12 protein-coding genes and 1 pseudogene are annotated in these 13504 nt (G+C 42.4%); 6 read left to right on the forward strand and 7 right to left on the reverse strand.

Translation table 11 applies throughout. The features are described 5' to 3' along the window. Window positions 1–211: 211 nt before the first annotated feature. Window positions 212–865, reverse strand: a complete 654-nt coding sequence (locus C3420_RS15100) for an HAD-IB family phosphatase (RefSeq protein WP_103800907.1) — start codon at window positions 863–865, stop codon at window positions 212–214. After that, window positions 832–2037: a DUF1615 family protein gene (locus C3420_RS15105; protein WP_103800906.1), complete on the reverse strand. Its 1206-nt coding sequence runs from the start codon at window positions 2035–2037 to the stop codon at window positions 832–834. The genes C3420_RS15100 and C3420_RS15105 overlap by 34 nt, the downstream gene beginning before the upstream one ends. An 81-nt stretch (window positions 2038–2118) precedes the next feature. Between C3420_RS15105 and dusB the strand changes: the two genes are divergently transcribed. From dusB to C3420_RS15120, 3 genes are all read left to right on the forward strand, one after another. Continuing rightward, on the forward strand, window positions 2119–3144 hold the full coding sequence (dusB, locus tag C3420_RS15110; protein ID WP_103800905.1) for a tRNA dihydrouridine synthase DusB: 1026 nt from the start codon (window positions 2119–2121) through the stop codon (window positions 3142–3144). Window positions 3145–3389: 245 nt separating this feature from the next. Continuing rightward, window positions 3390–4046, forward strand: a complete 657-nt coding sequence (locus C3420_RS15115; RefSeq protein WP_103800904.1) for a hypothetical protein — start codon at window positions 3390–3392, stop codon at window positions 4044–4046. 459 nt (window positions 4047–4505) lie between these two features. Further along, a complete protein-coding gene (locus C3420_RS15120; RefSeq protein WP_103800903.1) occupies window positions 4506–5177 on the forward strand; it encodes a glycine zipper domain-containing protein in 672 nt (223 codons plus the stop codon). 69 nt (window positions 5178–5246) lie between these two features. Here the strand turns inward: C3420_RS15120 and C3420_RS15125 are convergent, their stop codons facing one another. After that, window positions 5247–6293 carry an NAD(P)H-dependent flavin oxidoreductase gene (locus tag C3420_RS15125; RefSeq protein WP_103800902.1) on the reverse strand — a complete coding sequence of 349 codons (1047 nt, stop codon included), beginning with the start codon at window positions 6291–6293 and terminating at the stop codon, window positions 5247–5249. A gap of 205 nt (window positions 6294–6498) precedes the next feature. Here C3420_RS15125 and C3420_RS15130 point away from each other — a divergent pair, with 205 nt between their 5' ends. The 3 genes from C3420_RS15130 to C3420_RS15140 all read left to right on the forward strand — a co-directional run bounded on the left by C3420_RS15130 (window position 6499) and on the right by C3420_RS15140 (window position 9113). Next, entirely contained in the window at window positions 6499–7758 is a 1260-nt protein-coding gene (locus C3420_RS15130) for a putative DNA modification/repair radical SAM protein (RefSeq protein ID WP_103800901.1), read from the forward strand. Next, entirely contained in the window at window positions 7758–8537 is a 780-nt protein-coding gene (locus C3420_RS15135; RefSeq protein WP_103800900.1) for a TIGR03915 family putative DNA repair protein, read from the forward strand. The genes C3420_RS15130 and C3420_RS15135 overlap by 1 nt, the downstream gene beginning before the upstream one ends. Before the next feature lie 66 nt (window positions 8538–8603). Next, a complete protein-coding gene (locus tag C3420_RS15140; RefSeq protein WP_004812548.1) occupies window positions 8604–9113 on the forward strand; it encodes a hypothetical protein in 510 nt (169 codons plus the stop codon). A 66-nt stretch (window positions 9114–9179) separates the two neighbouring features. Here the strand turns inward: C3420_RS15140 and C3420_RS15145 are convergent, their stop codons facing one another. The 4 genes and pseudogenes from C3420_RS15145 to C3420_RS17285 form a co-directional block, all read right to left on the reverse strand. Beyond that, window positions 9180–10391, reverse strand: coding sequence for a YeeE/YedE family protein (locus C3420_RS15145; RefSeq protein WP_103800899.1), 1212 nt, complete (start codon window positions 10389–10391; stop codon window positions 9180–9182). Window positions 10392–11047: 656 nt separating this feature from the next. Beyond that, complete coding sequence (locus C3420_RS15155; RefSeq protein ID WP_004894290.1) at window positions 11048–11392, reverse strand: hypothetical protein; 345 nt, start codon at window positions 11390–11392, stop codon at window positions 11048–11050. A gap of 169 nt (window positions 11393–11561) precedes the next feature. Beyond that, window positions 11562–12728 carry a methionine adenosyltransferase gene (gene metK, locus C3420_RS15160; RefSeq protein WP_004812553.1) on the reverse strand — a complete coding sequence of 389 codons (1167 nt, stop codon included), beginning with the start codon at window positions 12726–12728 and terminating at the stop codon, window positions 11562–11564. Between the two features lie 661 nt (window positions 12729–13389). Then, window positions 13390–13504 (reverse strand): annotated as a pseudogene (locus C3420_RS17285) (IS5/IS1182 family transposase); the annotation flags it as partial.

The following is a 13504-nucleotide window of genomic DNA, read 5'->3' on the forward strand; positions in this document are numbered from 1 at the left end:
AGGCTTAACTTGGGCGGTCTGCCTTTGGCAGAGACATGCTTCTGCAATTGCTCAACCATCAAATAGAAAGTTGACCATGAGATGCCTGTGTATCGCTTGAACTGAGGATCAGAAAGCTTGTTTGAATTGATGTATTTCATCCGCAGATTATGCACGAATGCCAAGAAATCCGGAGTGCAAATATTAACCAAAAAGAAGATCGTTTTTTGATTTATGAAAGAGATCTAGTATTTAGATTTTCTAATACGGGTAATTTCTTGTTAAAGCCCACTATATAGCTATGCTGCGCTAAACTCAGCATTTCCTTATCTTCCTCGCTATTCCCATAAGCATAAATCGTCTCGTAATCTACAAGATTGATTGCTTCTAAAATCCGTAATTTCTTTTGCAGACAGCTACAGTCGGGTGTTAGATATTTTCCTGTCAATTTTCCATTGTTGATTTCCACTTTGGAACAGAGCAGCTCAATACTTAAATTATTAGCAATCATTTCCAGATATAGATCAATGGTTGCTGAAACCAGTATAACTTTATGTCCTAACTTTTGATGCATTTTCAGCTGCTCAAACAGGGCAGAGTCAAGATTCCCTAAAATCTTATTCGCGTATTGCAATGCTAAAGGGTAAATTATTTTTACATCAGCATCTTTAAACATGGCTAAATAAAGCTTTGGTCGCATGCGATGGGCAGGATAGATTTTGAGATAATAAGCAGTAATCCATGGCAGAATTCTCAGACCACGCCAAATAATATGTCGTTTTTTCAGGACATGAAAAATAAACCCTGTAAAGCTGTCATGCGAATACAGGGTGCCATCAAAGTCAAATAAGGCTAGAGCTTGAGGTTTTTGATTTTGCGCATGCATGTTTGGTAACGGCCATCTACACGGCTAGCAAACCAGTTGGTATTGTAATCACGACTCAGTTTTGGTCCAGAAATCACCACTTCAGGCATGGTGGCATAAAAAGGTTCTTTACCCGTTTGTTCCTGATATAGTTTCGCTACACCACGATAGGTCATGGTGTCTTCAAAATCCTTTTCCTTTTCCTTCTTCAGGTCAGAACGGATCTGGCGTTCAGTAATAATGAAATTATGCTTGGCGAATACATTGATCAGCTCACGTTCAGACTGACTTTTCTGAGAGCGGATACTGCCATCTTTGCTATATAGCAAGAGATCGCCATCCAGATCCAGTTCGGCTTCAGTCAGATCATTGAGCATGCTCTGGAAGGCAGCATTACGACTGGAATACATGCCTGAATTATAATCGGCAAAACGATAGATCGGTTTATCATAATCTGCCGGATACATCATCAGACGATGAATACCATAATACAGACCGCCATACTGACTATACAGATCGGTACGCAGTTCAGCGATATTGCCACCTTGACGCTTATGCTCCTTGGCATAGCTAATATGCACCTGCATCGAGCCTAAAGTCGTAATCGGATTAAGCTTTTCGCCGATGTTTTGACCAAAGAGTTTGGCTGCACCCGTCAGCGCACTCACGTGATAATGTTTGGCCATATAGTCAAATATTTCACGATACAGTTCATCCAGTTCACGTTCAGTTTTAACCTTACGCATCTGGCTGAGATAGTTGTTATCCGGAGTGGGATGATTCTTCAGAACATCCTGGAAATATCCTGCAACTGTTCCACCGATACTTTCACCAAGTTTCTCGGTAAATTTTTCTTCCAGACGGCCTTGAACTTCTTTTACTGCTTTTTCGCCCAGACCAGCAACAGTTGGATTTGCGTGGAAATTAGATTCCTGATCCACCACTGCGACAATGGTACAGATATTCTGTTTAGTCTGGGGAATACCCAGTTGTTCGGTAATATCATAGATATCTTTAGCCCATGAATCACGATTGCTGACACGTGATGGAATCGCTTTAGGTATCTGGTCAGCTTCCATAGTTGGCTCATCAGAAGACCACCAGGAACCATTGCCACAGCCAGCAAGACTTAGGGATAAAGCAAGGACAGACCACGATTTAACAGTAAAAATTCGGTGAAGTGTGTTGTTCATGTTGTCTAAATCAGATTCCAGCAGATGAGCGATCAAGGCAGATGCAGTATACTATGCTCATCAACAAAGTGATGAATTTATATGTATATTGGTCCGTATCAACTATCAAATAATTTGATTGTTGCTCCCATGGCAGGCGTGACAGACCGTCCGTTCCGTACACTATGCAAATATTTTGGTGCAGGTCATGCTGTCAGTGAAATGATGACTTCAGACAAAACCCTGCGCATGAGTAAGAAAAGTTTGTATCGTGCTAATTTCGATGGCGAACTGGCGCCAATTTCGGCACAAATTGCCGGTTCAGATCCGCGTGATCTGGCAGAGGCGGCACGGTACCAAGTCGCGAACGGTGCACAAATTGTTGATATTAATATGGGTTGCCCAGCTAAAAAAGTCTGTAACAAGCTGGCTGGTTCGGCATTACTGCAAGATGAAGATCTGGTTGCACGTATTCTGGATGCCGTTGTTGCTGCAGTCGGTGTCCCCGTGACTTTAAAAACCCGTCTGGGTTATTTAAATGGTCAGGAAAATATCATGCGTGTGGCCAAGCGGGCAGAAGAAGCCGGTATTGCGGCCTTGGCATTACATGGCCGTACTCGCGAAGATATGTATTTAAACACAGCGCGCTATTCACTGATTAAAGATGTGAAAGAGATATTGAATATTCCCGTGATTGCGAACGGAGATATCGACAGTCCAGAAAAGGCCAAATATGTACTGGATTATACCGGTGCCGATGCGGTGATGATTGGACGTGCAGCACAGGGACGTCCATGGATTTTTCGTGAAATCGCACATTATTTAAAGACTGGAGAACAGCTCGCTGCACCAAGTATTGCCGAAGTTAAAGAGGTCTTACTGGGTCACTTGGCTGAACTGTATGAATTTTACGGTGAATATTCTGGCTGCCGAATTTCCCGTAAGCATATTGCCTGGTATACCAAAGGTCTGCGTTCCAGTAATGAGTTTCGTCAAAATATGTATAAGGTGGAAAGTACCGCAGATCAATATAAAGTGGTAGAAGACTATTTCAATAACCTGCTGGAGTATGGTCAGATCATGAGTGATGTGCAGGTCGAGCAGGTGAATCTTCTGGAAACAATCTGATTTTCCATATTACCTGAAATGAATTCCTTCTTAAGGTGCTGTCGTTTAAACAGTACCTTTTTAATATCTGTATGCTGCAATACAGCAAGGTGTTTACATGATGGAAATACCTGTACAGAGTTAAGTACTAACTTCACTAAAACCGGACAGGACTTGGACAGTATTAACCTGAATTTTCTCTATGATAAAGGATATGTGCAAGATGAATTTCAATTTTGTCTAAATAAAATCAAGGGAGAATCAGAATGACAAATATTAATCGTCCAGTTTCAGAGATTAATCCAACTACTCAAACCGATCTGGTTGAGGACAATAACGCAATAAAACATGAAGAAGTTGTGAAAATGGATCCTTCAATCGCACAAGGTAGTGATCCTAATTTACATCCAGCAGATACTACAAGAACCCTTGATCCAGATGAGAAAGAGGCTGAAGCTGGAGATCAGGCATTGGCAACCGGTGCCGGGAGTGTGGGTGGAGCGGCCATTGGCGCAACACTCGGTATGGTGGGCGGACCAGGAGGCTCCTTGATTGGTGGAGTCGTTGGCGGAGTACTTGGTGGAATTGCAGGTAAGGATATTTCAACACCAGATCATCCAGACCATGGTATTGAAAATTCCAGTCTATTAGGAGACCATGACAAGTACTGGCGCGAAGAGTATCAAAGCAGACCTTATTATAGTGAAAGCCGTAATGTGCATGGGGATCTGGACTATGATCGTGATTATCGCGGGGCTTACCAACTCGGTTATGAAAACCGTGAACATTACAATGGTAAAGAATTTAATGAAGCTGAACCTGACTTGCGAAGCAAATGGGAGCAATTCAAAGGTGAATCTCGTTTGACCTGGGAACAGGCTAAATATGCAGTTAAAGATGCATGGGATCGCACAACTCGCTAAATCACACCTTTAGATAAAACCTCTCTACTTCGGAGAGGTTTTTTTATTGTTCTACAAATACAAACCTAACCGTTATTTGCTTTACAGCATTAGTCTGAATCCTTCAGATTAAGACTAGCTATTTTTAATACGTCTATTATATCCGAGGTATCTGACAGTCATCATTGAAAATGGGTAGGTGGATAATGTATTTAAAACGACTATTCATGAATAAATACAAAATTGAGGATTTCAAAAAATTATAATTATCTGGTTATAAAAACTATACTTATTTGATGTTTATTCATGCAATTTAGACATATCTGTTACATCCGTAGTCTACAGGTACATAGCGTAGTATATATTCACTGAAACCGGACAGGACTTGGACAGTGTTAACCTGAATTTTCTCTATTATAAATAAATCAAAGACAAGATGAGATTTCCATCTTGGCTATAAAAGATCAAGGGAGATTTAGAATGACAAATACCAATCGACCAGTTTCAGATATTAACCCAGCTTCACATCGTGATTTGTCTCAAGAACGGACTGATGTATTAAGAGATGATGAAGCATTGAAAAGCAGCCCGACCACTTCAGGCAGTGCACGCCCAGATTTAAATTTACCAGATAAAGAAAGCCATCGTGTCCCCGATATGAATGAAGCGGGTGATCATCCTGTGGCTACCAGTGCTGGAACCTTAGGTGGCGCTGCAGCAGGTGCGGCGATTGGAGCAGTCGGTGGTCCTGCAGGCGCAGTCGTCGGCGGCCTTGTTGGGGGAGTAGTAGGTGGTCTAGCTGGAAATGAAATGGCAGAATCAGCACGACCTACGCTAGATACACCAGAAGGTATTGCACTTTCAGGTTCAGAAAATTTACAGGACGATGATCACTACTGGCGTGAACAGCATCATCAGACGCCTTATTATAATGAAAGCCGTAATGTCTATGGTGATCTGGACTATGATCGGGATTATCGTGGTGCATATCGCCTCGGTTATGAAAATCGTGCGCATTATGACGGTAAAGAATTTAATGAAGCTGAGCCTGATTTGCGTACCAAATGGGAACAGGTTAAAGGTGACTCCCGTCTTAATTGGGAAGAAGCCAAATTTGCAGTGAAAGATGCATGGCATCGTGCGACTCGCTAACTTCTATTTCTCATAAAAAAACCTCTCAATATTGAGAGGTTTTTTTATTTTAATGAGAAGAAAAACTACTTATTCTCGATGTTTAATCTCCAGAACCAGCTGGTTAACCAGGTCTGAAGCTTCCATTTCGCGTGTTTGTGCGGCATTTGAGCCAGCCCAGAAAGCGCCATAGCCATGATCGCCATGTTGAACGGCTGCTGCATGTAATTGCTTGGCCAGGTCATAAGTATATGGATAGGCTGGCACATCCAGGCGATCTGGGGTGTCGATATCAGTATGCCAGTGATTGATAATGCCACGCGCAGGACGACCAGAAATACTTGCAGTCACTTGAGTCAATGGCTTGGATAGCAAGGCTTTACGATAGGCTTCATTAGCATTAGAGGTTTTGCACTGTACAAATGCCGTTCCCAGCTGAACGGCTTCAGCACCAAACTCCAGCATCTGTCGTGCCTGATAGCCGTCCATAATACCCCCAGCGGCTACAATGGGCAGGGAGCAATACTGTTTAATCAGCTTGATTAAATTCGAAGTTTTGACTGAGGCATCAAATTTGGTGCTGAAAATTCCACGGTGCCCACCGGCTTCAATACCTTGAGCAATCACCACATCAATGCCAGCAGCCTCGATCGCACGTGCTTCAGCCAGATTGGTCGCAGAAACCATGGTGATAATTCCAGCCTCTTTAAGTGCTTGAACCTGATAAGAATGCGGAATACCGAAGTGAAAACTCACCGCTTTTGGACGTGTTTCCAGAACCAGATTCAGGAAATCATCATTGTCCCTAAAGCTTGGATAAATGCATTTCAAGGTTTTGGGTGGTTCTATACCAAACTGGGCAAATTTATCCTTGAACTGCTCAATCCAGGCTTGAGCGACAGTGTCATCTAAGTCTTCAATTTTATGGCAGAAGAAATTGACCTGAAAAGGCTGATCAGTCAGCTCTTGAGTTTTAAGAATCTGTTCACGCGCAGACTGTACGCTACTGGCACCTAATCCTAATGAACCCAAAGCACACTGATTAGAGACTTCAGCGGCCAGCTCGGGTGTGGAGACACCGGCCATGGGTGCTAACAGAATTGGGTGTTTAATGCCTAATTTTTCCAATAAAGACATGGCTTTGCTCCTTGTTATCACCTTACTTTGCCTTCGCCTTGAAAATTAAGCAAATCATATTGGTTATTTTATTTCGAAATATTCGACTATAGTTACATAAGCATTACATTTGCGGCGACACTCATTGTCGCTGTACTGATCGATTGCATAGTAGGTGAAATTCTGCAGTTTTATAATGCTGTTTTAGTTAAATTTTTCTGAACTCATGTCTGATCGTATACGTGAAAAACTACAGATTCTCGCTGATGCTGCCAAATATGATGTGTCCTGTTCATCTAGTGGCAGCAATCGAAAGAATAAAGATAAAGGTCTAGGCAATACTGGCAACGGGATCTGTCATAGCTATACTGAAGATGGCCGTTGTGTTTCCTTGCTAAAAATCCTGTTTTCCAATGTCTGTATTTATGACTGCTCGTACTGCGTTTCACGCCGTTCCAATGATGTAAAACGGGCCGCTTTTACCGTGCAGGAAGTGGTTGATCTGACCATGAACTTCTATCGTCGTAATTATATTGAAGGGCTGTTCTTGAGTTCAGGTATCTTTAAGTCTGCCGATTACACCATGGAGCGTATGCTACAGGTAGTCAAGAAACTGCGGCTGGAAGAAAACTTTAACGGTTATATTCACCTTAAGACCATTCCGGGAGCTTCGCAGGAAATTATTACTGAAGCAGGTCTGTATGTGGACCGGATGAGTATCAATCTGGAAATGCCAACAGAAGATGGGTTACGAAAATTTGCCCCAGAGAAAACTCATGCTGAAGTACAGAAAGATCTGGGCATTGTGCGTGATCGTCTGATTCAGATGAAAGACGAAAGTAAAATTATCAAGGCTGTACCCAAATTTGTACCGGCAGGCCAGACTACACAAATGGTGGTTGGGGCGCATAATGAAACGGATCGCGATGTCATTCTGATGGCGGATCGGCATTACAAGGAATTTAAGCTAAAGCGTGTGTATTTTTCCGGTTATATCCCGATTAATGCTGAAGAAAAAGCACTACCGGCCGTGGGTTCAGCGCCACCATTATTACGTGAAAACCGGCTGTATCAATCTGACTGGTTAATGCGTTTTTATGGTTTTGATGCTGAAGAAATTGTCGATGACCAGCATCCGAATCTGGAACTGGATATTGATCCGAAGCTCAGCTGGGCATTACGTCATCCGGAAGCCTTTCCAGTCGATATTAACCGAGCCGAATATAAAATGATTCTGCGAGTACCGGGAATCGGAGTGCGTTCAGCCAAAAAAATCGTTCAGGCGCGCCGTTTTAGTCAGATTCATATTGATCAGCTGAAACGTATGGGGGTGGCTTATAACCGTGCGCAGCATTTTATCCACTGCGCCGATACACCAAAATTTAAAAAAGAACAGCAGTCACAACAGATTCGGCAGCAGATATTGCAGTCGGGTTATTCAAAATATCAGCAGCAACTTTCACCTCAACTGGGATTAGGGTTCTGATGGCCTGTTACTATTTTGATGGCACAATGACAGGACTATTGAGCTGCGTATTTCGTGCTTTTGAATTTCGTGAATTTGAGGTCAGAATTACTGCTAATCCACATGCACAAAATGGTCTGTTTGATGATTTTATTCATGTGGCGTCCAATGATGCGCATGGCCAGCGTGTCTGGCAAGGCTTAAAACAGAAAGTTGGTTCAGGCAGCTTGAGGGCTTTTTACTATACCTTTTTGGCGGAGCAAGAACAGGCTTTCCAGGTCCTATTTGACTTTGCAGTATATGTCTTTCAGAGTCAGCGTCCAGTGGATCAAGACTATGGTCATGCTGCGGTATTGGGCATGTCACAATGGGCAAAACAGGTTGGACGTGAAAAGCACCGGATGGAAGCTTTTGTGCGTTTCAAAAAATGTCAGGATGGTTTGTTCTTAAGTTTGATCAAGCCAGATTTTAATGTGCTACCGATTATTAGCAAACACTTCAAGGAACGTTACCAGGATCAGACCTGGCTGATTTATGATGAACAGCGCAAATATGGTATCTACTATGATTTAAAAAATTTACATCAGGTAGAAATGAATGCAGTACAGATAGATCCACGAGTCCGGCTTGGACATAGTCAGTCTTTCAGCGTTGAACTGGATGATGAGGAATTACTCTATGACCAGCTTTGGAAAGACTATTTTCATAGTGTGAATATTCAGGCACGTAAGAATATGAAGCTGCATATTCAATATGTGCCTAAACGCTATTGGCGATATATGAATGAAAAAGCACTTTGAAACACATGCTTCAGGATTTTCAGGCATAATCAGAGCGCTATTGTTTTTTGATTGAGTAATGTGTTTATGAAGGTATGGCTGAGTACATTGGCGCTAGGCTTGACGTTGACTGCATGTTCGCAAGAACCTGAAAAGGTTGAGGTGGACCCCGCTCAGTATCAGGTTAAAAATGCTCAGGAATTACAGCAACGCTTTGATACGCTAAATCAAAAACTGGCAACTGACTTTAGCCAGTTTAAGAAGGTCGAAAGTATTGCCTTTGCGCATCAGTTCCCTTTAGATGTAAATAACCTGAGAACCTTGAATCAGCATTTGGTCGCAAGCACAGCACTTAAGTCCAGTAAAATGGCCTATTGCGATATGATGAATGGCTATTTTGCCGAGATGTATCGACTGGGGCATTACAATCTTAATTTAGTGAATGATATTCAGCTGCCAAATACAGAAAAAGAAGATCTTAAAGCGAATTTCTCAACGGCTGATCAGTTCTATACCTTTATTCTGGATCGCTATACCAGCTATCGTCAGGTACAACAAACCATGAATTATGGGTGTAATCTAAAAGCGGCACTATAAATTTTTAAGATTATTCAGTGCATAAAAGAAGCCCATCATCAGATGGGCTTCTTTTATGCTGGAGTATTAACAGCCGGTTAGTTTTTCTGGTTGAGGTTTTTCGCCCGGGAAGAAAATCGGACGGAGTTTTACCCCAATACCATTTCCCACAAAGGCAAATACCAGCCATAACCAGCCATGTACACTGCCTGAAGCAATACCACTGAAATATGCGCCAATGTTACAGCCATAAGCCAAACGTGCGCCATAGCCGAGCATCAAGCCACCAATGACTGCTGCTAGTAATGAACGTTTTGGAATATTGAAATTGGGTGCAAATTTACCTGCCAGACTTGCAGCAAGGAGGGCGCCAAGCATGATGCCAAAGTTCATCATTGACGTGATGTCAAACCAGAGTGATTCTGATAATGCTTTAGCATTGCCTGGTTGTTGCCAATATGCCCAAGAAGCAACATCTACACCTACGAAACTTGCCGATTTCGCTGCCCAAACGGCAAGGGCAGAAGTTACCCCCCATGGACGTCCAGCCAGTGCCAAAGTCGCAAAGTTAAGCAGGGTTAAAATGATACCGCCCCAGATCAATGGCCATGGACCACGAAGAAAGCGTTTCCAACCTTGATGCTGGCTTTGTGGTTCAGCTTCCAGACTGCCATGGCGTTTCTTTTCGAGAAACACAGTCGCAGCGGCAATAATTGCAAATACCAGAAAGCTGAGTAACAGTGCAGGCACTACCCCGAAGCTTTTCACAATCGAAATGGGTGCCAGATGTGGCAGATTAAACCACCAGTCGAGATGAGACGTTGCGATCAGCGAACCTGCACAGAAGAAGAACAGAGTTACCAGCATACGCGCACTACCACCACCAACGGTATAGAGCGTACCTGATGCACAGCCGCCACCGAGCTGCATGCCAATACCGAAAATAAAGGCACCAATCATGACTGACATGGAAACGGGATTAACATTACCTTTGACAGGATTACCGAACAGCTCACCGGCACCAAGGGCGGGAAAGAAAAGCAATACTGCCAGAGCGAGCATAATCATTTGCGCGCGTAACCCACGACCGCGACGTTCCTTGATAAACACACGCCAGCTAGAAGTGAAACCAAAAGAGGCATGGTACAGGGTCATGCCCAAGGCACCACCGACCAGGAATAAAAGCGCCTGATTCAGCCCTACGATTTGATAGGCACCGACTGTACCTAAAGCAAGTAAAATAAATGATACCCAAACCAATATATTAGATCGGTTTGAGGATGCAGCAATCACTGACATAGGAGAGATAAAATATCAAAAAATAAAGTGTGCCATTTTACAGCGCTGCTTTTTCAAAGCGAGTCCAAAACCTAAAATTTACACTTCAATATCTGATTCTTCATATCAATTTAGCTTATATGGCGTTAGGTCAGATTGATGTGAAAGAGCGAGATATTCCAGGAAAGGAACAGCATGGCAGCGATAGCAAAAAAGGGAATATATTAACTGGCATTTAGCTTTAACGTCTTGGTAAAGTAAGCTGGTAATCGCGTCTAAAATTGCCAGTGAAAACATACCTACCATTATTGCGGCAGCTGAGATCAGTTGCTTAAGACTGAGCAAGATTTAAGATATGGGAAATAATGTTCGTACAGAAAAGACAAGGGTAGCTGGTCTGCTAATTTTTAATGATTTAGCGGTGGTATTGGCATGAACACTGATCTTATCCTGCACGAGCCAAGGCTCCAATGCATGATGATCCAGCTATATTGCAATCTCACGCCAGTTCTTGAGTAACTACGTATAATATAAATCCAGATCAATTGGCTGAGTTCGGCTTCAGGATTCACTTTTCCAGGTATCAAATCTGAAAGATAGGTGAGAGAATAAAAAAGCCTGCAAAATGCAGGCTTTTTAAAGCACTGGGGGCTTGAAAAAGAATCAAGTAACCAGAATTAATTTTCAGCTTCTTGGCGTACTTTTGCTGCGCCTTCTTCAACTGAACCTGCAACAGAGGCTGTTGCATCTTTGGCTGCTTCTTTAGCACGTTGGGCTGCAGCTTCAGCACTTGCGGCTGCTCTATCTGTTGCTTCCGCCGTATTTGCTGCTGCATTATCCAGAGCTTGGTCGGTTTCAGCTGCAGCTTCGCGGCTCGCATCTTCCATATCATGACCTGCCTGTTCCGCAGCATTCTCCAGGTGCTCACCTGTACTTGCGCCAGTTTCAGGTTGTTTCTCCTTGCTACAGCCTACAAGTGCCACAGTTGTCGCCAAACCTAAAGCGATAAGAAGTTTATTCATTGTGTTATATCCTTTTGTTGTCATAGATCATTGATATAAAAATATTATCGGAATCACGTGCTTCAGAATGCTACAAAATGTGGCGTTCATGTAAATTTTGTCAACCGTTTTATAAACTATTGAAAACAAAAAAAGCCTGCTCGAAGGCAGGCTTTTTAAGCAAGAAAAATTACAGTCCAGCAGAAGCACGTAATGCTTCAACCTTATCTGTTTTTTCCCAGGTAAACGCAGTATCTGAACCTTCACGACCGAAGTGACCATAAGCTGCTGTTTGCTTATACATCGGCTGGATCAGGTTTAACATACGGGTAATACCATATGGACGCAGATCGAAGTGCTCACGAACCAATTGAACGATCAACTCGTCAGATACTTTACCGGTATTAAAGGTATTGATTGAAATAGAAGTTGGCTCAGCCACACCAATTGCATAAGACACCTGAATTTCACATTTATCAGCAAGTCCAGCAGCAACGATATTTTTCGCTACATAACGACCTGCATAAGCAGCAGAACGGTCAACTTTCGATGGATCTTTACCAGAGAATGCACCACCACCATGACGCGCCATACCACCGTAAGTATCTACAATAATTTTACGGCCAGTCAGACCACAGTCACCTACAGGACCACCGATTACGAACATACCGGTCGGGTTGATGTGGAATTTGGTCTCTGCATGGAACATTTCAGCTGGAATGATTTTCTTCACGATTTCTTCAATCACAGCTTCTTTTAGGTTCGCTTGTGAAATTTCAGGATCATGTTGAGTTGATAGGACCACTGCATCTAAACGTACCGGCATGCCATTTTCATAAGCGAAAGTTACCTGGCTTTTCGCATCTGGGCGTAACCATGGCAATGAGCCATTACGACGTAATTCAGCCTGCTTTTCCATTAGGCGGTGTGCATAAGAAATTGGCGCAGGCATTAATACGTCAGTTTCACGGCTGGCATAACCAAACATCAGGCCCTGGTCACCGGCACCTTGATCTTCTGGCTTTTGACGGTCTACACCCTGAGCAATTTCAGGAGATTGTTTACCGATCATGTTGATCACGGCACAGGTTGAACCATCAAAGCCAAGATCAGAATGATGATAACCAATGCCATTTACGGTTTGACGTACGATTGCTTCAAAGTCGACGTTTGCAGTTGTTGTGATTTCACCGGCAAGTACAACCGCACCCGTTTTTACAAGCGTTTCACAAGCAACCCGCGCATATGGGTCTTCTTTTAAGATTGCATCCAAAATAGCATCACTGATTTGGTCAGCCATTTTATCTGGATGGCCTTCGCTTACAGATTCCGAGGTAAATACAGCGTACTCGCGCATAAGTCCTATCACAGTTAAATTTAAAGACCCGATATGTTACATCGTGTTGCGTCTAAGGACTAGGTTTGAACGGTAAAATTGGCTGAAATTGTTTCAATTTAATTTGTTTTTATTTGAATACTGGTATTTGAAAAACTGATATACCGCTCATATCAGTGGCTTTTGCTTATGTTTTGCTCAAGAAAAATCTGGTAGCTTTTTTTGGTCATTTTTTGTAGCAGCAGAGCTAGGCTTCTTATACCTTAGATTAATTTTTCCAAAGAAGAAGCAATCTTATTGTTTGAAAATGCATTTTACTGTCGCAAACCACTCCATCAATCGTGATGATTTAAGCTAAGGTTAATGAGCTAAAAACTTTATTAATCTGATCGGCGCATAATATATAGAAGAATTGCATCAAGACTTTGATCTAAAATTTATAAAATTTCATTAGATGTATAAGCCTACAGACTAGGCCTTATTTACTAAAAACGAAGAAGAGGGCAAAAGGTAAAATACAGCAGCGAGCTTTAGTTTATTTTTAGTCCTGCCGATGAGAGAAATAATTTGAATCAATAAAAGTTATATATGTATATTTAAGTGACTGACATTTTCAAGCGAATAATAAAAATTTGCTAGAAGGGAACTCGCTTGTAAAACATAAGAAAATTAGGGCGTGTCCTCATTTGGCTTTACACCAAATAAACATGCAAGCAATGTAAATCATAGACTGGTAATTTCGTGCAAGCTTATCAAATCGGGTTGCAATCGCTCGGAAATGTTTTAATCTCGAAAAT

The organism is Acinetobacter sp. ACNIH3 (assembly GCF_002918965.1).
GTDB classification, from domain to species: Bacteria; Pseudomonadota; Gammaproteobacteria; order Pseudomonadales; family Moraxellaceae; genus Acinetobacter; species Acinetobacter schindleri.

Excerpts from the sequence above, each read along its gene's own strand:
- C3420_RS15100 (WP_103800907.1), bottom strand. The coding sequence starts at position 865 with ATGCATGCGCAAAATCAAAAACCTCAAGCTCTAGCCTTATTTGACTTT.
- C3420_RS15105 (WP_103800906.1), bottom strand. The coding sequence starts at position 2,037 with ATGAACAACACACTTCACCGAATTTTTACTGTTAAATCGTGGTCTGTC.
- dusB (WP_103800905.1), top strand. The coding sequence starts at position 2,119 with ATGTATATTGGTCCGTATCAACTATCAAATAATTTGATTGTTGCTCCC.
- C3420_RS15115 (WP_103800904.1), top strand. The coding sequence starts at position 3,390 with ATGACAAATATTAATCGTCCAGTTTCAGAGATTAATCCAACTACTCAA.
- C3420_RS15120 (WP_103800903.1), top strand. The coding sequence starts at position 4,506 with ATGACAAATACCAATCGACCAGTTTCAGATATTAACCCAGCTTCACAT.
- C3420_RS15125 (WP_103800902.1), bottom strand. The coding sequence starts at position 6,293 with ATGTCTTTATTGGAAAAATTAGGCATTAAACACCCAATTCTGTTAGCA.
- C3420_RS15130 (WP_103800901.1), top strand. The coding sequence starts at position 6,499 with ATGTCTGATCGTATACGTGAAAAACTACAGATTCTCGCTGATGCTGCC.
- C3420_RS15135 (WP_103800900.1), top strand. The coding sequence starts at position 7,758 with ATGGCCTGTTACTATTTTGATGGCACAATGACAGGACTATTGAGCTGC.
- C3420_RS15140 (WP_004812548.1), top strand. The coding sequence starts at position 8,604 with ATGAAGGTATGGCTGAGTACATTGGCGCTAGGCTTGACGTTGACTGCA.
- C3420_RS15145 (WP_103800899.1), bottom strand. The coding sequence starts at position 10,391 with ATGTCAGTGATTGCTGCATCCTCAAACCGATCTAATATATTGGTTTGG.
- C3420_RS15155 (WP_004894290.1), bottom strand. The coding sequence starts at position 11,392 with ATGAATAAACTTCTTATCGCTTTAGGTTTGGCGACAACTGTGGCACTT.
- metK (WP_004812553.1), bottom strand. The coding sequence starts at position 12,728 with ATGCGCGAGTACGCTGTATTTACCTCGGAATCTGTAAGCGAAGGCCAT.